Source organism: Thermosipho sp. 1074 (genome assembly GCF_001999655.1).
GTDB lineage: Bacteria > Thermotogota > Thermotogae > Thermotogales > Fervidobacteriaceae > Thermosipho > Thermosipho affectus.
Window position 1 is genome coordinate 332,738 of sequence record NZ_LBEX01000018.1, and the last position, 17,785, is coordinate 350,522.

At 31.4% G+C, this 17,785-nt stretch carries 16 protein-coding genes and 1 tRNA gene; 6 read left to right on the forward strand and 11 right to left on the reverse strand.

What is annotated here, in order from left to right; genetic code table 11:
• Positions 1-68 precede the first annotated feature (68 nt).
• From XO08_RS08525 to rsxC, 10 genes are all read right to left on the reverse strand, one after another.
• The gene (locus XO08_RS08525) at positions 69-1,766 is read right to left on the reverse strand and encodes a methyl-accepting chemotaxis protein (RefSeq protein ID WP_077198708.1); all 1,698 of its coding nucleotides are present in this window, start codon (positions 1,764-1,766) and stop codon (positions 69-71) included.
• Between the two features lie 175 nt (positions 1,767-1,941).
• Positions 1,942-3,393 (reverse strand): IMP dehydrogenase, encoded by a 1,452-nt coding sequence (gene guaB, locus XO08_RS08530; protein WP_077288023.1) that lies wholly within the window; start codon positions 3,391-3,393, stop codon positions 1,942-1,944.
• Positions 3,394-3,405: 12 nt separating this feature from the next.
• On the reverse strand, positions 3,406-4,344 hold the full coding sequence (locus tag XO08_RS08535; protein ID WP_075666527.1) for a calcium/sodium antiporter: 939 nt from the start codon (positions 4,342-4,344) through the stop codon (positions 3,406-3,408).
• 14 nt (positions 4,345-4,358) lie between these two features.
• The gene (locus tag XO08_RS08540; RefSeq protein WP_075666528.1) at positions 4,359-5,627 is read right to left on the reverse strand and encodes an SLC13 family permease; all 1,269 of its coding nucleotides are present in this window, start codon (positions 5,625-5,627) and stop codon (positions 4,359-4,361) included.
• A 48-nt stretch (positions 5,628-5,675) separates the two neighbouring features.
• A tRNA-Gly gene (locus tag XO08_RS08545) sits at positions 5,676-5,751 on the reverse strand.
• A 45-nt stretch (positions 5,752-5,796) separates the two neighbouring features.
• On the reverse strand, positions 5,797-6,372 hold the full coding sequence (gene rsxA / locus XO08_RS08550) for an electron transport complex subunit RsxA (RefSeq protein ID WP_075666529.1): 576 nt from the start codon (positions 6,370-6,372) through the stop codon (positions 5,797-5,799).
• The gene (gene rsxE, locus XO08_RS08555; protein ID WP_075666530.1) at positions 6,369-6,983 is read right to left on the reverse strand and encodes an electron transport complex subunit RsxE; all 615 of its coding nucleotides are present in this window, start codon (positions 6,981-6,983) and stop codon (positions 6,369-6,371) included. Before rsxE ends, rsxA begins: the two co-directional genes overlap by 4 nt.
• On the reverse strand, positions 6,973-7,653 hold the full coding sequence (locus XO08_RS08560) for an RnfABCDGE type electron transport complex subunit G (protein WP_075666531.1): 681 nt from the start codon (positions 7,651-7,653) through the stop codon (positions 6,973-6,975). The genes rsxE and XO08_RS08560 overlap by 11 nt, the downstream gene beginning before the upstream one ends.
• Positions 7,650-8,606 (reverse strand): RnfABCDGE type electron transport complex subunit D, encoded by a 957-nt coding sequence (locus XO08_RS08565; RefSeq protein ID WP_075666532.1) that lies wholly within the window; start codon positions 8,604-8,606, stop codon positions 7,650-7,652. Before XO08_RS08565 ends, XO08_RS08560 begins: the two co-directional genes overlap by 4 nt.
• Positions 8,606-9,922, reverse strand: a complete 1,317-nt coding sequence (gene rsxC / locus XO08_RS08570) for an electron transport complex subunit RsxC (RefSeq protein ID WP_075666533.1) — start codon at positions 9,920-9,922, stop codon at positions 8,606-8,608. Before rsxC ends, XO08_RS08565 begins: the two co-directional genes overlap by 1 nt.
• Positions 9,923-10,042: 120 nt before the next feature.
• Here rsxC and XO08_RS08575 point away from each other — a divergent pair, with 120 nt between their 5' ends.
• From XO08_RS08575 to XO08_RS08600, 6 genes are read left to right on the forward strand one after another with little or no spacing between them, the layout of a single operon-like run.
• Positions 10,043-10,459, forward strand: a complete 417-nt coding sequence (locus tag XO08_RS08575) for a diguanylate cyclase domain-containing protein (protein ID WP_075666534.1) — start codon at positions 10,043-10,045, stop codon at positions 10,457-10,459.
• On the forward strand, positions 10,452-13,046 hold the full coding sequence (locus tag XO08_RS08580; RefSeq protein WP_075666535.1) for a valine--tRNA ligase: 2,595 nt from the start codon (positions 10,452-10,454) through the stop codon (positions 13,044-13,046). The genes XO08_RS08575 and XO08_RS08580 overlap by 8 nt, the downstream gene beginning before the upstream one ends.
• A 3-nt stretch (positions 13,047-13,049) precedes the next feature.
• Positions 13,050-14,357: a folylpolyglutamate synthase/dihydrofolate synthase family protein gene (locus tag XO08_RS08585; protein ID WP_075666536.1), complete on the forward strand. Its 1,308-nt coding sequence runs from the start codon at positions 13,050-13,052 to the stop codon at positions 14,355-14,357.
• Between the two features lie 5 nt (positions 14,358-14,362).
• Positions 14,363-14,701, forward strand: a complete 339-nt coding sequence (rsfS, locus tag XO08_RS08590) for a ribosome silencing factor (protein ID WP_075666537.1) — start codon at positions 14,363-14,365, stop codon at positions 14,699-14,701.
• The gene (locus tag XO08_RS08595; RefSeq protein WP_075666538.1) at positions 14,698-15,939 is read left to right on the forward strand and encodes an amidohydrolase; all 1,242 of its coding nucleotides are present in this window, start codon (positions 14,698-14,700) and stop codon (positions 15,937-15,939) included. The genes rsfS and XO08_RS08595 overlap by 4 nt, the downstream gene beginning before the upstream one ends.
• Positions 15,897-16,865, forward strand: a complete 969-nt coding sequence (locus XO08_RS08600) for a TIGR01212 family radical SAM protein (protein WP_075666539.1) — start codon at positions 15,897-15,899, stop codon at positions 16,863-16,865. The genes XO08_RS08595 and XO08_RS08600 overlap by 43 nt, the downstream gene beginning before the upstream one ends.
• Positions 16,866-17,087: 222 nt before the next feature.
• Here XO08_RS08600 and XO08_RS08605 read toward each other — a convergent pair whose 3' ends face one another.
• The gene (locus XO08_RS08605; RefSeq protein ID WP_075666540.1) at positions 17,088-17,783 is read right to left on the reverse strand and encodes an ATP-binding cassette domain-containing protein; all 696 of its coding nucleotides are present in this window, start codon (positions 17,781-17,783) and stop codon (positions 17,088-17,090) included.
• Positions 17,784-17,785: the final 2 nt, after the last annotated feature.

Genomic DNA, 17,785 nt, shown 5'->3' on the forward strand with positions numbered 1-17,785 from the left:
TTCTGAAAAAAAGTATATCACAAAAAACTGCACTGGAAAACCAGTGCAGTTTCTTTATTAAAATACACCTAAAATCTGAAACTATTTACTATTTTGTTTAAAACAGTAACTACTTTCTTTAAATCATTACTCATCGTATTTAATTTTGTTATTCCCTTTTCAAGATCATCAAGCATATCCTTATTTAATTCAATCCTATGTACTTGTTCTGAGAGCGTTCTAGTTGTACTATCAACTGCACTAGACATTTCCTCTGCTGCTGCACTTTGCTCCTGAGCGGATGCAGCTGTATTATTAATCATATTCGTAATCCCAAATATTTCTTCTTCAATTTTTTCAAGTTTTACCTTAACATCTTTTGAAAAATCTGCCGCATCTTTTATGCTTGTAACTGTATTTTTTGTATTTTCATTAACTATATTGGCATTTTCCCTTATTTTTTCTAAAATATTTGCAATATTATTTGTCGCTTTTTTGCTTTCTTCCGCAAGTTTTCTAATTTCATCAGCAACCACTGCAAAGCCTTTACCAGCTTCTCCTGCTCTTGCAGCCTCAATCGCAGCATTTAGTGCAAGTAAATTTGTTTGTTCAGAAATTCCATTAATTGTTTCTAATATTTCTTTAATATTTGCAGCAGACAAAGATAATTCGTCAACCATTTTAGCAGTATACAAAATTTCGTTATATCCTTTCTCGATTATTTCATATACTCTACTTACAGAGTTTGCTCCATCTTTTACGCTTTCAGAAATTTCATTAGAACGTTCTGCTAATTCCATCGAAGCTTTAGAAACAGCTTGTGCACTTGCCGCAACTTCCTCAATGCTTGAATTTATCTCTTCAAGCGATGCCGAAATATTTTGCGAATCTGAAACAACTTTTCCAAATGTCTTCACTAAATTTTCGGCTACATCTTTTTCCTTATTTGAAATTTCATATAAACTTTGCGATGACTCCTCTAAGTTTTTCGAATTTTTAGTAAGAGAAGAAACTATTGTTCTTAAACCATCAATCATATTGTTTAATGAATTTGCTATTTTACCTATTTCATCTTTCCTATCTACTTGTACTTTCTCAGATAAAACTCCTTTAGAAACATTTTCAACAACTAAAGCAACTTTTTTTACATCTCTCTTTATACCTTTTCCTATATAAAGTACAACTATGAAAGTAATTCCGAGAACTATTAATATTGTAATCAAATTTTTAATGAAAAAACTATTTACTATTTTATTAATATCATCAATATAAACTCCTGCTCCAATTATAAATTTGTATGGGGCAAACCACTTTGCATATGAAATTTTACCTACATCTTTTCCCAACGATGGTTTATTCCAAACATATTCATATATAAACTCACCGTTTCTTTTTGCACCATCTACTAAATCAACAAGTATTAACCTTCCTTTTGGATCTCTTATATTATTTGCTTTTTTGTTTTCCAAAGTCGGATGTACAATTCCAACATATTTTTCATTAAAAATAAATACGTAATTACTCCCATCAAATTTCATTGAAGAAATATATCTTTTCACAAAATCTATTGCCTTATTATGATCTATAATTCCATTTTTCTCCATTTTGTAGATATTTTCCACAATACCATATGCACTTTCAACCACACTTTTTACCTTATCTATTTTTTCATACCTTAACTCTTTATAAAAATTAACATAACTGAACCACAAGAAAAAAATAGAAACAAATATCACAGTACCAATAGTCAAAAACATTATCAAACTCGATAAACTTTTCAACTTCATATTCTCTCACCTACTTCATATATTTTTTATATCCTTAATTTAGATTGTACTACATATAAATTACAATGGTTATCTTTGATTTAACAATGTTACTAATTAATTAAAACAAATGTATAAACATTTAATTAAAAATACAAAATAAATCCGGTATTAAATACCGGATTTATTATTCAACCTATACACTTTTAGACCAATAATTAGGTGGTTCTTTAGTTATTATTATATCATGAGGATGACTTTCTTTAACCGATGCGGCGGTAATTTTTATAAAATTAGCTTTTTTATGTAATTCTTTTATAGTTGCTGCTCCGACATACCCCATTCCTGAGCGAAGTCCGCCTATCAATTGATATACAACATCTTTAACATCACCTTTATATGGTACCATTCCTTCAACACCTTCAGGTATAAATTTTTGGTTTTTACTTTGAAAATATCTATCTGCACTTCCTCTGCTCATAGCACCTAGCGATCCCATTCCTCTATATGACTTATATTTTCTTCCTTGATATAAAATTGTTTCTCCTGGTGCTTCTTCAGTTCCTGCAAAGATACTACCCAACATTACCGCTTCAGCACCTGCAGCTAGAGCTTTAACTATATCACCAGAGAATCTAATCCCACCATCAGCTATTATTGGTACATCGTATTTCTTTGCCACGTTAACGCAATCAAATATTGCTGTTAATTGGGGGACTCCAATACCTGCAACGACCCTTGTAGTACAAATCGAACCAGGCCCAATTCCTACTTTTACAGCATCAGCGCCTGATTTTATTAACATTTCCGTTGCTTCTGCCGTTGCCACATTCCCGGCAATAATTGAAATATGAGGAAAATTTTCTCTTATTTTCACCAGAGTTTCTATAACTTTTTTTGAATGTCCGTGTGCTGTATCAACAACTATAACATCTACTCCTGCGGAAATTAATTTTTCCACCCTTAGTAAAGTATCTTCACTTGTTCCAACTGCTGCGCCAACTAAAAGTCTTCCTTTCTTATCTCTCGATGCGTTTGGATGCTCTACAACGCTCCTTATGTCTTTGATAGTAATAAGTCCCGAAAGAGTACCATCGGATCTTACAATAGGTAGTTTTTCTATTTTGTTTTCGTGTAAAATATCTCTTGCTTCCTCAAGAGAAATTCCCTCATTAGCAACTATTAAATCACTAACAGGAGTCATCAATTTTTTTACAGGTTTCTTTAAATTCCTTTCAAATCTTATATCTCTATTTGTAATCAATCCCAATAATTTATTGGATTCATCGACAACTGGAAGTCCTCCTATCTTATACTCTGCCATTATTTTTTCTGCTTCTTCTACGCTAATATCTGGAGAAATTGTAACAGGATCATCTATTATACCATTTTCAGTCCTTTTAACAATCTTAACTTGATGCGCTTGTTCTTCAATAGATAAATTTTTATGGATTATTCCTATACCACCTTCTCTTGCTATAGCTTTTGCAAGTTCCGCTTCAGTAACTGTATCCATAGCAGCACTTACAAGTGGTATATTTAAACTAATTTGCCGTGTTAATCTTGTCTTTACTTCTACATCTGCAGGTAAAACTTCACTATACCCTGGAATAAGAAGCACATCATCGAAAGTTAATGCCTCTCTCATAACTACACCCCCCTATTTTCTTAAAATGATTTGATATATGTAAATTATATAGATAGTTAAAAATACTATACCTTCTAATTTTCCTATCTTTTTCCTAAAAATCGCAAACAAGAATAACAAAATAGATAATAAATTCATTATAATAAGGTCTAAAGTAAAGCTTTTAACATCAATTCCCAAAGTGCCTATCAAAGAACTAACCCCTAAAATAAATAAAATATTAAAAATATTACTTCCGACTATGTTTCCAACTAATATATCTTGTTCTCTTTTTAAAGCTGAAATTAAACTTACAACTATTTCTGGTAATGAAGTCCCTATAGCAACGATTGTCAATCCCACAAACGTTTCACTAAGATGAAAATATTTTGCTATTTTCACTACATTATCTATTGTGAGCTCTCCACCTAACCAAATACCTAAAACACCTACACCTACAAGAAGAAAAGCTATATTTGTTTTGTAAACTTTTGCTTCAGATTCAAATTCTTTTTCTACCATTTCTTTGTCACTTTTAATTAAATAATAAAGATAAATAATTAAAAGTGAAACAAAAACTACTCCGTAATTCCACATTAAAATTTTTTCTCTTAAAAAAAGTACCGTAAAAACTACTGTAGAGATAATCATAAAAGGTATTTCAACCATAGATGTATTTTTTTCTATCTTAATATTTGAAATTAAAGCTGCCAAAGCTAGAGCAATTGCAATATTGGCTATATTACTCCCCACGACGTTAGATATGGATACGCTACTATGTCCTTTTACAACAGAAACCAACGAAGCAACCAATTCAGGCAGTGAAGTTCCAAATGCTACAACTGAAAGTCCTACGACAATTTTCGAAATTCCCAAACCCAGAGCAATTGAAACTGCCCCATCAACTAACCAATCTGCTCCCTTTATTAATAAAACAAATCCAATTATAAGGCCTAAAAGGTTTAAAATCATACATGCCACTCCCTTTAAAAATATCTAATTTCTATATAAACGATAGAAACAATCAAAGAGACCAAAGAAGGAATAACTGAAAACTTAAAAAAATCTTTGAATGAAACGTTTTTCTTGGAATATCTTACAAGCATAGTAATTGCAACAATATTTGCAGATGCACCAATTGGAGTAAAGTTTCCACCATAGCAAACTCCCAATGATAGTGCCCACCAATACGGCATCAAATTTGAAAAAGATGAGTTTATTGATGGCAACATTTTTATTACCGGAATCATAGTTGCCGTAAACGGAATATTATCAAAAAATCCACTCACAAAGAATGACATAACTATCAAACCCAAACCAAATAATCTGGGTGAATTCCCAAAATTTTCACTCAAAACCAAGGCAACTTGTTTTAAAATTCCCGTATCTTCTAAAGCACCTGTAATAATAAACAAACCTATAAAGAAAAATATAGTACTCCACTCAATTTCTGCAAAATGTTTTTCCAAGTTTTTTGGATCAATAACTAAAATAGAAACAAATCCCATACCAAAAGCTATAATAGAGCTGTGAATCTGTAATTTTTCTTGAAGGGCAAAAAGCAATATTACAACTGAAAGCAAAATAAACGATTTTATTAAATTTTTCTTTGATATCGAAAGTTCATTAAAATTAAATTCTATTTTATTAGATAGAAACTTTTTGTATTTAATCAAAAATATAATTAACACGATTAATAGCGTTATAATTGTTGGGAATGCAGTATTTAAAATAAAATCGTTAAATGTTAAACGTGCAGCATTACCTATTAAAATATTAGGTGGGTCTCCAATTAGTGTTGCAGTTCCTCCAATGTTTGAACTAAAAACCTCTGAAAGTACAAAAAAGGTAGGATCGATGTTGGCTGCATCGGCAATTGCCAAAGTAATAGGTATAAAAATCATTACAGTAGTGACATTATCAATAAAAGCTGAAAACAGTGCAACAAAAAAATTAATAAGCAAAAAAATCTTTAGTAAAGAATTCTTTGAAAATTTTATTATCCAAAATGCAACGTATTCAAAAAATCCAACACTTTTAATTGTAGAAACTAAAAGCATCATTCCAATCAATAAAAATATAGTATCGAAATCCACATAATTTTTAAACAAATAATCTGGGTCTTCAAAAACTCCAAAAAATGTTAAAATAAAAGCCCCTAAAACAACAGCAATAGACCTATGTATCTTTTCTGAAATAATTAAGTAGTATACGATAACAAATATTATTAAAGCAATAATTGCATCTACACTCAATTATTCCACCCCTGTTTTTAAATTAAAAAAAAAGGGCACATATGGCCCTGGAGCGGGCGACGGGATTCGAACCCGCGACCCTCAGCTTGGGAAGCTGATGCTCTACCAACTGAGCTACACCCGCTAATCTCATTAAATATTATATCAAAGGATAATAAAGTTTTCAAGTTCATATTTTTATCATACCTTGGAATCCCATAAAAGCCAGAGATAAGAGTGAAGCAGTTATTAGAGCCAAAGGTAATCCTTCAAAAGGTTTTGGAACATCGTATAACTCAAGCTTTTCCCTTATTGCGCTAAAAACAATTAACGCAAGCAAAAATCCCAAACCTGCTCCCAGTGCATTGAATATTGCCTCAAGTAAATTGTAATTACTCATACTGTTAATAAGAGCTACACCAAGAATTATACAATTTGTAGTGATAAGAGGAAGAAAAATTCCCAAAGCATCATATAAATTTGGATTATTTTTCTTCAAAAATAACTCAACAAATTGTACAAATGATGCTATTACAAGAATAAAAACAATTGTTCTCAAAAATTCAAGTCCCAAACTTATTAACAATCTATCCAAAAACCAAGAAATCGTTGATGACATAACAAGCACAAAGGTGGCAGCAAGCCCCATTCCAAATGCTGTATCCATTTTTTTAGAAACACCTAAAAACGGACATATACCCAAAAATCTTATAAAAACATAATTATTAACAAGCATTGCAGAAAGTAAAATTAAAAATACCTTCATTTAACCTTCCCCCTTTCTTTTCTTTTCATGCCAATAAAGGCAAATAAAGCTGCTAATAATCCCAATGTTAAATATGCACCAGGGGGAAGTATCATTATAAACACATTAAACGCTTTACCCCAAATTTTTATATCGAATATCGTACCATTTCCCAATAATTCTCTTATAGCACCTAATAAAGTTAAACTTGCAGTAAAACCCAAACCCATTCCCAAACCATCAATTAATGAATACCAAACATTATTTTTTGATGCAAAAGCTTCAGCTCTTCCCATTATCAAACAATTAACAACTATTAATGGAATAAAAAGCCCCAATGTTTTCCAAAGATCATATACATATGCGTGCATCAACAAATCAACCATTGTCACAAATGATGCTATTATAGTTATAAAAATAGGTATTCTAATCTTTTCGGGCACTGCCTTTCTAAGAAGAGAAATGACTATATTGGATAAAACTAGAACTACAGTAGCAGCTATTCCCATTCCAAGTCCATTTTTTGCACTTGTAGTAGTTGCAAGAGTAGGACACATGCCTAAAGCTTGTACAAATGTGGGATTTTCAACAACAAATCCTTTAGAAAATTCCTTCCAAGTTCTACTGGCCATTTCTTAGCACCTCCTTTTGCAAATACTCAAACATAGCGTTCAAAGTTGCTGCTACAGCTCGTGGAGTAATAGTTGCCCCAGTCATAACATCACTAATTTTTACTATTCCTATCTTTTTTGCATCTTCAGGTGAGAGATTACTTTTACCCGCATCTTTATCAACTTTTACACCATTTTTCAAACCCTCGTATGGTATTGGATAAAACCTCTTTTGCGAAACCTCTTCTGCTATCTTTGCACCTAATCCCGGTGTTTCCTGTGAATAATCTATTACCTTTATTGCCATCAAATCTATTCTATTTTCTTTTACTAAAAATGAAGCAACTGAAATTACTTTACCACCATATCCTATTCCGTATCCTTTTAAAACGTAAACATTTCCTTTATTTGTTCTAAACTTAAAAACAGGAGAAACAACAACACTTGTTTCTGCCTTGAATAATTCTTCTTCTGGGTTATTTGAAGCGGATACAACAGCATCTTTTATTTTATTTTTATCTACAATTAATTTTCCATCTTCTGTCAAAACAAATTTTACTGCATCAATAGTATTTTTTAATTCTGCAATTTTTATTGCATCTTGCGTATAAACATAGACATATCCTAGTATTAACCCTGCAATCAGTGTATAAACCATTAAAATTATTCCCGTTTTAAACATTTCTTTCATGATTCCACCTCACCAAATATTCGTGGCATCGTATATTTATCAATTAACGGAACAAAAGCATTCATTAATAAAATAGAAAGCGAAACTCCTTCTGGATATCCCGCAAAGTACCTTATAAGTAATGTCATAACACCAATACCAACTCCAAAAATTGCCTGGCCTTTGATTGTCATGGGACTTGTAACCATATCTGTAGCCATAAACAAAGCACCAAGCATTAACCCACCACTTAAAATATGAAATAAAGGAGTTCCAAAAGAAGGATTTACAAAATAAAATACACTAGACATAACAAAAACTGTAGAAATATACGAAATTGGGATCATAATCTTTATTCTCTTTCTTATCACAAGATATATAAATCCAACCAAAAGTAGTAAGACACTTGTTTCACCAATTGAACCTCCACGATTTCCAATAAACAAATCCCAATAACCCACATTAACATTTCCAGTTTCTTTTAAAATTGCAAGTGGAGTTGCTGATGTTTGCACATCAATCCATTTTGTAAAAGAAAGCACAGGTTTGTACCAAGTAGTCATTGCCACGGGAAATGAAACAAGCAAAAACGCCCTTCCAGCAAGTGCTGGATTAAAAATATTCATTCCAAGTCCACCAAATGCATGTTTGGCAATCCCTAATGCAAAAGCTAATCCTATCAAAAACACCCACCAAGGAGTTGCAGAACTTACATTCATTGCAAGCAAAATTCCCGTTATGGCTGCACTTCCATTTGGAGTAAAACTTTTATCATTTCTAAGCACTCTCATTATAAACAATTCAAACAATTCACCAGTAACTGCCCCAAGTAAAATTAAAAATAGTGCGTAACCACCAAAAAAGTACCATGCTCCAATAATGGCAGGAATCAATGCTATAATGACATCCATCATAACTTTTGAAGTAGTGTCATTTGCTCTTACGTGTGGTGCATTTCCCGTTATTAACTTCATTATTTCTTCCCCCCTCTCAGGGCCTTGTATACTTTTTTGGCCAATTTGATTGTTTTTACATGTTCTATTTTTGCAGGACAGATATATGTACAAGAACCACATTCAATACAATCTAACAAACCAATTTCGACTGCTTCATCATATCTTTTTTTCTTTCCTAATAAATCAAGTAAATAAGGTTGCAATCCCATTGGACAAACGTTAACACAGTATGAACATCTTATGCAAAATGTGCTTTTTTGTTCTTTATGTATTAAAGTTGTAATACCATTGTTACCTTTTACCAAAGGCGTATCAATATTGTTTATAGGGATTCCCATCATTGGTCCACCCATTAGTACTTTTACATTCTCAACGTTTTCTTTAAAACCTCCTCCAAGGTTTTCGATTACCCAAGAAATAGGAGTGCCTATCCTAACCCACCAATTTCCTGGTTTATTAACTGCTTCGCCGGTAACAGTTAATCCTCTTTCGACTAAAGGTTTTCCATCTATTACCGCTTCTTTTATCGCATATAAAGTGCTTACGTTCAACACTACAACCCCTACATCCATTGGAAGTTTTCCACGGGGTACTTTCTTACCAGTAGTTGCGTAGATAAGTTGTTTTTCTGCACCTTGGGGATATTTTGTTTTTAATGGAATAACATCAACTTTTCCTTTCCATTTATTTTGAAGTAAATTTATTACATCCATCTTATTATCTTCAATACCAATTGCCACATTTTTTATTCCCAATATTTTTTTCACTATCTCAATTCCAATCAAAATATCTTCTTGTCTTTCTAACATCATCCTATGATCAATTGTAAGATAAGGTTCACATTCTGCACCATTTATAACAAGATAATCTATCTTCTTGTCTTTTGGAGGCATTAATTTAACATAAGTTGGGAACATGGCACCACCAAGCCCTACAATTCCAGCTTTCTTTATAATCTCAACTAACTCCTCGTTTGAAAAATCCTCATAATTACCATGTGGTAGTAACTCCCACTCATCTTCTCCCTCTCTTTGAATTTCCACTACTTCTACCGCTTTTCCAAAAATAACATTTGTAACCTTTTTAACATCAACTACAGTACCCGTAACAGGCGAATGGACATAAGAGGATATAAAACCCGTTGGTTCACCAATAACCTGCCCTGTTTTAACTTTATCACCCTTGTTTACAACTGGTTTTGCGGGGCTTCCAGCATGTTGCTGCATAAAAACCAATACCTTTTCAGGTAGAGGTGCTTTCTTAATTGGATAATCTTTTGATAAATGCTTATTTTCAGGAGGATGAACACCTCCCAAAAAGGTTGATAACTTCAAGACACCACACCTCCCAGAATAGACTTTTATACCATCACCGAGAATGATTATAACACAGTTTTTTTAGTTTTCACAAACAAATTTTATATGATATAATAAAAAAAAACGGGAGGAAAAAGTATGGAATACCTATTAAATCTTTTTAATGGAAATTGGGTTGATGAAACTACAAGATTACCTAATAAAGACTTTTTTAACCATATCTATCCGCTAATTAAAGAATCAAAAACACTGTTTTATCTAATATATTTAGATTTAGAATTTGAATCAACTGATATCAATGAAATTAACTTTGTTATAGCAAGAATTGCATCGATAATAAAACACAGCGTTAGAATACCAAAAGATTTTGTATGTCGTTCATCTGAAAAAAGCTTTGTATTAATCTTACACGGTATTAATGAAATAGTTGCCAAACAAATAGCAAATAGAATAAAAGATTCTCTAGATTATTTACTCTTAAATTATGGAAATAAAAATATCAAAGTAGAGACAAAAATAAAAATCGAAGCTGTAGGAGGTGCTCCTAGTGAATAATGAGATAGGCACAAGATACGCTCCAAATAAAATTGAAAAAAAATTGTACAGCTTTTGGTTGGAAAAAGGATATTTTTCACCTAAAAAAGATGGGCCAAAATACTCTATTGTAATTCCTCCGCCAAATATAACGGGTAAAATCCACATGGGGCACGCTTTAAACATCACATTACAAGATATATTAGTTAGATTTAAAAGAATGAATGGATACAAAACGCTCTGGCTACCAGGTGAAGATCACGCGGGAATTGCAACTCAAACTGCTGTAGAAAAAAATTTAGAAAAGGAAGGAAAGAAAAGAGAGGAGCTTGGCAGGGAAAAATTTTTAGAAATTGTTTGGGAATGGGCAAATACATACAGAAAGACCATAAAAGATCAAATAAAAGCCATTGGAGCTTCTGTGGATTGGTCTAGAGAAAGATTTACTTTAGATGAAGGGTTATCAAAAGCCGTTAGGAAAGTGTTTGTATCATTATACAAAAAAGGATTAATATACAGGGGAAAATACATTGTAAACTGGTGTCCAAGGTGTAAAACTGTTTTATCTGACGAAGAAGTAGAACACAAAGAGCATGAAGGTAAGCTTTACTATATAAGGTATCCATTTGCTGATGGTGCTGGAGAAATAGTTATAGCCACCACTCGTCCAGAAACCATGCTAGGAGATACCGCTATTGCTGTATCCCCTTCAGATGAAAGATATAAGCACTTAGTTGGTAAAGAAGTAATTTTACCACTTATAGGAAGAAAATTAAAAATAATTGCAGATCCATATGTTGATCCAGAATTTGGTACAGGGGCTTTAAAAGTAACTCCTGCACATGATCCAAATGATTATCTTATTGGCCAAAGAAATAACCTCGAATTTATCAACATATTTAACGATGATACAACACTGAATGAGAATGCGGGGAAATATCAAGGTCTTGGCAGAGATACAGCAAGGGAAAAGATTGTCGAAGACCTGGAAAAAGAAGGATATTTAGTAAAAGTTGAAACATTACAACATTCCGTAGGACATTGTTATAGATGTGACACTGTTATTGAACCTATGCTAATGGATCAATGGTTTGTTAAAATGGAACCACTTGCCAAAAGAGCAATAGAAGCTGTGGAAAATGGAGAAGTAAAGTTTTATCCAGACAGATGGAAGAAAGTGTATTTGAATTGGATGTATGAAATAAGAGATTGGTGTATAAGTAGACAACTTTGGTGGGGCCACAGAATACCAATTTGGTATTGTAAAGATTGTGGCCATATAAACGTATCTGAAGAAGAAGTACACGTTTGTGAAAAATGTGGAAGCACAAATTTACGTCAAGAAGAAGATGTGCTTGATACATGGTTCTCCTCTGCACTTTGGCCATTTAGTACCCTTGGTTGGCCAGATGAAACATCTGATTTAAAGGAATTTTATCCAACCAATGTATTAGTTACAGGATTTGATATTATATTCTTCTGGGTAGCAAGAATGATCATGATGGGATATGAATTTATGGGTGAAAAACCGTTCTCGGATGTTTACATACATCAACTAGTACGTGATAAATTTGGAAGGAAAATGAGTAAATCACTTGGTAATGGAATAGATCCACTAGATGTAATTGAAGATTACGGAGCAGACCCCATGAGATTTTCACTTGCATTACTTGCTGCACAAGGTAGAGATATAAAACTAGATTTAAAACACATTGAAACAAGTAAAAAGTTTGCAAACAAAATTTGGAATGCAACAAGATTTGTGATTTTAAATCTAAAAGATTTCGAAAAAGAAGAATTAAATAATTTAAACTTATCGGATAGATGGATTCTTTCAAAACTTCAAAAAACAATTAAAAATGTAACCAGTGCAATTGAATCATATGATTTTAATCTTGCGGCAAGGGAAATATACAATTTCTTCTGGGATGAACTTTGTGATTGGTATATCGAAGTTTCAAAACCACGACTTAATTCTGAAGACAAAACAGTTGTTCAAAATGTATTGGTAAAAGTATTAGATAATAGCTTAAAACTTCTTCATCCATTCATGCCATTTATAACGGAGGAATTGTGGCAAAAATTACCAACTGATGGTGAATCTATAACTATTTCAGAATGGCCGAAAATTGATGATAACTTAATAGATGAAACTGCGGAAAAAAGATTTGAATTGTTAAAGAACATAATAAAAGGTATAAGGAACGTTAAAGCAGAAGTTAATATACCTCAAAGCAAAAAAGTAAACATAGTTTCAACTATAAAATTTGATCAAGAGGAAGAACTTTACATAAAAACTCTAGCAAAAGTTGAAAATATAAGTTATTCAAACATGAAACCTGAAAAAGCGGCAAGTGCATATGTCGACAATGAAAACGAAATATTTGTAGAACTTGGCAATTTGATAGATATTGATACTGAAGTAAAAAGATTAACCAAGAAAATTGAAAAGCTAGAAAAGGATGCGGAGAAATTCAGAAAAAAACTAAACAACAAAAAATTCCTGGGAGGAGCACCAGAAGAAATAATAGAAGAAACAAAGGAAAAACTCTCGAATATCGAAGGGCAAATTGAAAAGATCAAAAAAATTCTAAAATCACTAATGTGAGGGATGACTGTGACTTATTTAGAAGCACTAAAATATCTTTATTTCAACAGACCATTTGGTAAAATAAAGATAGGTCTATACAGAATAGAAGAACTTTTAAATATACTTAACAATCCAGAAAAAACTTTCTCTTCTTTTCACGTAACTGGTTCAAATGGAAAAGGGAGTACTACAACGTTTTTGCATTACTTATCTAGATTTCATGGATTTAAAACGGGGGGATATTTTTCTCCCCATTTATCATCTATTTTGGAAAGGTATTTAATTAACGGAGAAAAAGTAAGTAAAAATACTTTTCTAAAATCCTTTGAAAAAATTAAAAATGCAGCAGAAGTCTTAGATAAAAAAGGTATAGATTATTCTCCTAGCTTTTTTGAATTTGCAACTGCTATTGCATTTGAGATATTCAAAAACGAAAATGTAGAAATTTCAACAATTGAAGTAGGACTAGGTGGAAGATTTGATGCAACAAACGTTATTATTCCTAAAGTCTCTGTTATAACAACTGTTAGTTTAGAGCATACAAAAATTTTAGGAAATTCAATAGAAAAAATAGCTTTTGAAAAAGCGGGAATAATAAAAGAGAATACTCCTGTTGTTATTGGAAGTATTCCAAATACTGCAAAAGAAGTTATTTATGAAATTGCAAATAAAAAAGGTGCAAAAGTTTACGAATTGGGAAAAGATTTTAATTTTGAAATAAATAAATTGAGTTTCAATGAAAATTCAATTAATTATTACGGGGATAAAGACATAAAGGACATAAAAATATCACTAAATGGTACTCACCAACCTATAAACGCTGCAATTGCACTCAAAGCCTTTGAGATATTTAATCCATTAAATGAAAATGTGGTAAATGATGCCTTCAAAAGAGCTTTTATTCCAGGAAGATTTGAACTTTATAAAAATATTCTTCTAGATGGTTCACACAACCCGCAAGCTGCTGAAAAATTCGTTGAAAACCTGGATATATACTTTAAAAACAAATCGAAAGTTGCGGTTTTTGGCATCCTTGATGATAAAGATAAGAGAAAAGTAATAGAAAAAATATCAAAAAAATTTGATCATATAATAGTTACTTGCCCACCTTCACATAGGGCAGTTAATTGTGAAGAGACGTTCTTGCTAACAAAAGAATACTGTAATTCGGTTGAATTTGTCAAAGACCCTTTAAAAGCATTGGAAAAACTTCAAAAGTACCGTTCTGAATTAAAGATAGTAACTGGTTCTTTTTATCTTGTAGGTTATATAAGAAGTTATTTGGAAAATGGGTATATAGATGAAGAATTAAATTTAATGAGGAGGTGACATTTTTGGAAATACTTGATTTAATTTGGAAAACATTGATTGAAAAAGAAGCAATAGATCCCGTTATATTAGACATGTCAAAAACAAATGTTCCAACTGAATTTTTTGTAATTTTAACTGCAAATAGTAATACACATATGAACAGTTTAAAAGAAGCTATTCTGGATTTACTCAAAGGTAACGGGATGGAGATTATATATTATGATAAGGAAGAAAATCATGATTGGTTAATAATTGACGCAGATGAAATAGTTGTGCATATATTTAAAGATGATGCCAGAGAATTCTATGATTTAGAAGGCTTATGGATCGACGCCAAAAGAATAAAGGTGAGTAAAGAATGATCCTAAAAAACGCATATGTATTAAAAAGCTGGGAAAAAAATCCAGAAAAATTAGATATAAAAGTCGAAAATGGAACAATAGTAGAGATAAAACACAATTTACAACAAGAAGATGATGAAATAATAGAGCTAAAGAACAAACTTATTATTCCCGGACTTGTAAATACACACACTCATGCGGCAATGTCAATTTTTAGAGGAATAGCTGAAGATGTATCATTTAATGATTGGTTATTTAAAACAATTATTCCATTAGAAGAAAAACTGGACTACAAAACGGTATATTATTCTACATTAATTTCACTAATGGAAATGGCCCAAAATGGTATAGTTGCTTTTTGTGATATGTATATTTTCGAGGATGCAGTGGCACAAGCGGTAGCCGATTTTGGTATAAAGGCTTTGTTAACACGTGGGTTAGTATCAGAAAATGACAAAATCGAAAAAACTAGACTAAACGAATCCCTTAAGTTATACAACAAATGGCACGGATATGATAATAGAATATTTATAGGTCTTGGGCCACATGCCCCTTATACTTGCTCTATACCAGCTTTAAAAGAAATCTCAAAAATTTCAGAAGAATTAGATATTCCAATAACCATACATCTTTTTGAAAACAAGTGGGAAAGAGAAAAATACAGTCTAAAAGAAATCCTTGATACAGGTATTGCTAATAATCATCTTTTGGCTGTACATTGCATCCATTTAGACGACAACGACATTCAATTATTAAAGAACTATAACGTCTATATTTCACATAATCCATCAAGTAATTTGAAACTTGGGAACGGAATTGCACCTGTTACAAAATTTATCAATAATGATTTACCCGTTACATTAGGAACTGACGGGCCTGCAAGTAATAACTCTATCGATATATTATTTGAAGCAAGACTTGCAACTCTTCTTCAAAAGAAAGACAATCCAAAAAATCTTTCAGTGGACAAAGCAATTAAAATGATCACATACGACGGATATAAAGCGTTGAATTTAAACGGAGGAACAATTGGAATTGGAAAACCTGCAGATTTTACTATTATAAATTTAAATAACCCAAGCTTTTTCCCTGTTGATAATATGAAAAAACATATAATCCACTCAAAAACAAGTATATTTGCCACAATGGTTGACGGTAAATTTATATATTTCAATGGAAAATTCCCAACAATTGATGAAAAGGAGGTCTATAAACAATTTTCGAATTCCTACAAGAAGGTTATAGGTACAGAAAATTAAGCGTTGAATTAAAAAAAAGATATGGAACTAAAGTCTATAGATTACCTATAAATGCAGGATTTACTTGCCCAAATCGTGAAAACGGACAATTTGGTTGTCTATTTTGTGATGAAACAGGAAGCGGTTTTACAACTATTAAAGATATTGATATAAAATCCCAAATAAATGAAATGAAAAAAAGATATATAAACAAAGGTGCAAAAAAGTTTATAGCTTACTTTCAAAACTTCTCAAACACCTATGCTCCAATTGAAAGATTGAAAGATATTTATTATCAGGTTATAGAGAAAGACATAGTTCAAATTTCCATTTCAACAAGACCTGATTGTATTTCTGATGAAATACTCGATCTTCTTGAAGAACTTAAAGAAAAGATAGACGTATCTATTGAAATGGGACTTCAAACAGCAAACTATCACACTCTTACAAAAATGAACAGAGGACATACACTTGCCGAGTATATAAATGCAACAATGAAGGTTAAAAATAGGGGATTTGAACTAGTCTCACATGTGATATTGAATTTTCCCAATGATAACATACTCGATGTTATTGAAACTGCTAAAATATTATCTGTACTTGGAGTTGATGGTGTAAAAATTCATTCACTTTATATTGTTAAAAACACTATTTTAGGTAAAATGTTTGAAGAAGGAAAGATAAAGATAGGTTCTCTTGAAGATTACGTCGAAAGGACTATTAGATTTTTAGAATATCTTTCTCCAAAGATCGTTATACATAGATTAGTTGCAGATCCACCTAGAAAAGGAACAATATTTGGAAATTGGGGAAAACCTAAAATCCAAATTATAAACCTTATTGAAAGAAAGCTTGCCGAAAAAGAAACCTATCAAGGAAAAAATTTTTTAAGTTGGTATACTCCAAAAACTGAAAAATTTAAAAATATTCAAAATGATTTACATTAGAACTTTTATGTGGAGTTATAACCACTGAAAAAATAATATTTTATCCAGATTGCTGAAAGTCATAAAAGATTTTTACTCCCAATAAGGAGAACATTAAGAAAGATAAAATTATTTTGAACTTAGCCATTCAATTTGGTCTGATGATAATTTGGCTTGTTCTAAGAAAATAAAGTTCATTTATTTTGAGTTTATATCGTATTTGTATTAATTACAAGTTTTTATTCAAATGTAATTTAACAATATTTCTTCTATTTTGTTGTAATCATTAGTATTTATTTCGCCAATCTTTCTTCCTTTTTTTAAGACAATTATTTTGTGCATTTTTTTTAATTCTTCAATTTCGTGCGTTGCAAAAAAAATTATTTTATCTTTTTCTATAAGTTCTTCTACAATATTGTATATACTTTGACGAGTTTTAAGATCAACTCCGGCTGTAGGTTCATCAAAAATATATATTTCAGAATCTTTCATTATTGCCCTTGCTATATCCAGTCTTCTTTTTAAACCTTTGGATAACTCCATATATTTTACCTTTTCAAAATCTTTTAAATCTGTTTCTTCAATAACTTTATCTATGACTATTTGCAATTTTTCTCCATACAAACCATTAAGTCTTCCAAAAAACTCTAAATTTTGTCTAACGTTTAGTCTATAATAAAAACTCCTTTCAACCCCTGTTGATATTGACACATTTTTTCTGGCATATTTTTCATGTTTAAGTAAATCAACACCATCTAACAAAACATTCCCGTTATCTGGGATTAAAAATGTTGCCACTATTTTTAGCAAAGTAGTTTTTCCAGCTCCATTTTCTCCAAAAAGTGCTATTTTTTCTCCTTTTCTAACAGTTACGTTTATATCTTGTAGTGCTATTGTTCCATTTTTATATTTTTTACTTACATTAATTATTTCAAGCATAA

Coding starts and splice junctions, on each gene's coding strand:
- XO08_RS08525 (WP_077198708.1), bottom strand. CDS start 1,766: ATGAAGTTGAAAAGTTTATCGAGTTTGATAATGTTTTTGACTATTGGT.
- guaB (WP_077288023.1), bottom strand. CDS start 3,393: ATGAGAGAGGCATTAACTTTCGATGATGTGCTTCTTATTCCAGGGTAT.
- XO08_RS08535 (WP_075666527.1), bottom strand. CDS start 4,344: ATGATTTTAAACCTTTTAGGCCTTATAATTGGATTTGTTTTATTAATA.
- rsxA (WP_075666529.1), bottom strand. CDS start 6,372: ATGAAGGTATTTTTAATTTTACTTTCTGCAATGCTTGTTAATAATTAT.
- rsxE (WP_075666530.1), bottom strand. CDS start 6,983: ATGGCCAGTAGAACTTGGAAGGAATTTTCTAAAGGATTTGTTGTTGAA.
- XO08_RS08560 (WP_075666531.1), bottom strand. CDS start 7,653: ATGAAAGAAATGTTTAAAACGGGAATAATTTTAATGGTTTATACACTG.
- XO08_RS08565 (WP_075666532.1), bottom strand. CDS start 8,606: ATGAAGTTAATAACGGGAAATGCACCACACGTAAGAGCAAATGACACT.
- XO08_RS08575 (WP_075666534.1), top strand. CDS start 10,043: ATGGAATACCTATTAAATCTTTTTAATGGAAATTGGGTTGATGAAACT.
- XO08_RS08585 (WP_075666536.1), top strand. CDS start 13,050: ATGACTGTGACTTATTTAGAAGCACTAAAATATCTTTATTTCAACAGA.
- XO08_RS08595 (WP_075666538.1), top strand. CDS start 14,698: ATGATCCTAAAAAACGCATATGTATTAAAAAGCTGGGAAAAAAATCCA.
- XO08_RS08605 (WP_075666540.1), bottom strand. CDS start 17,783: ATGCTTGAAATAATTAATGTAAGTAAAAAATATAAAAATGGAACAATA.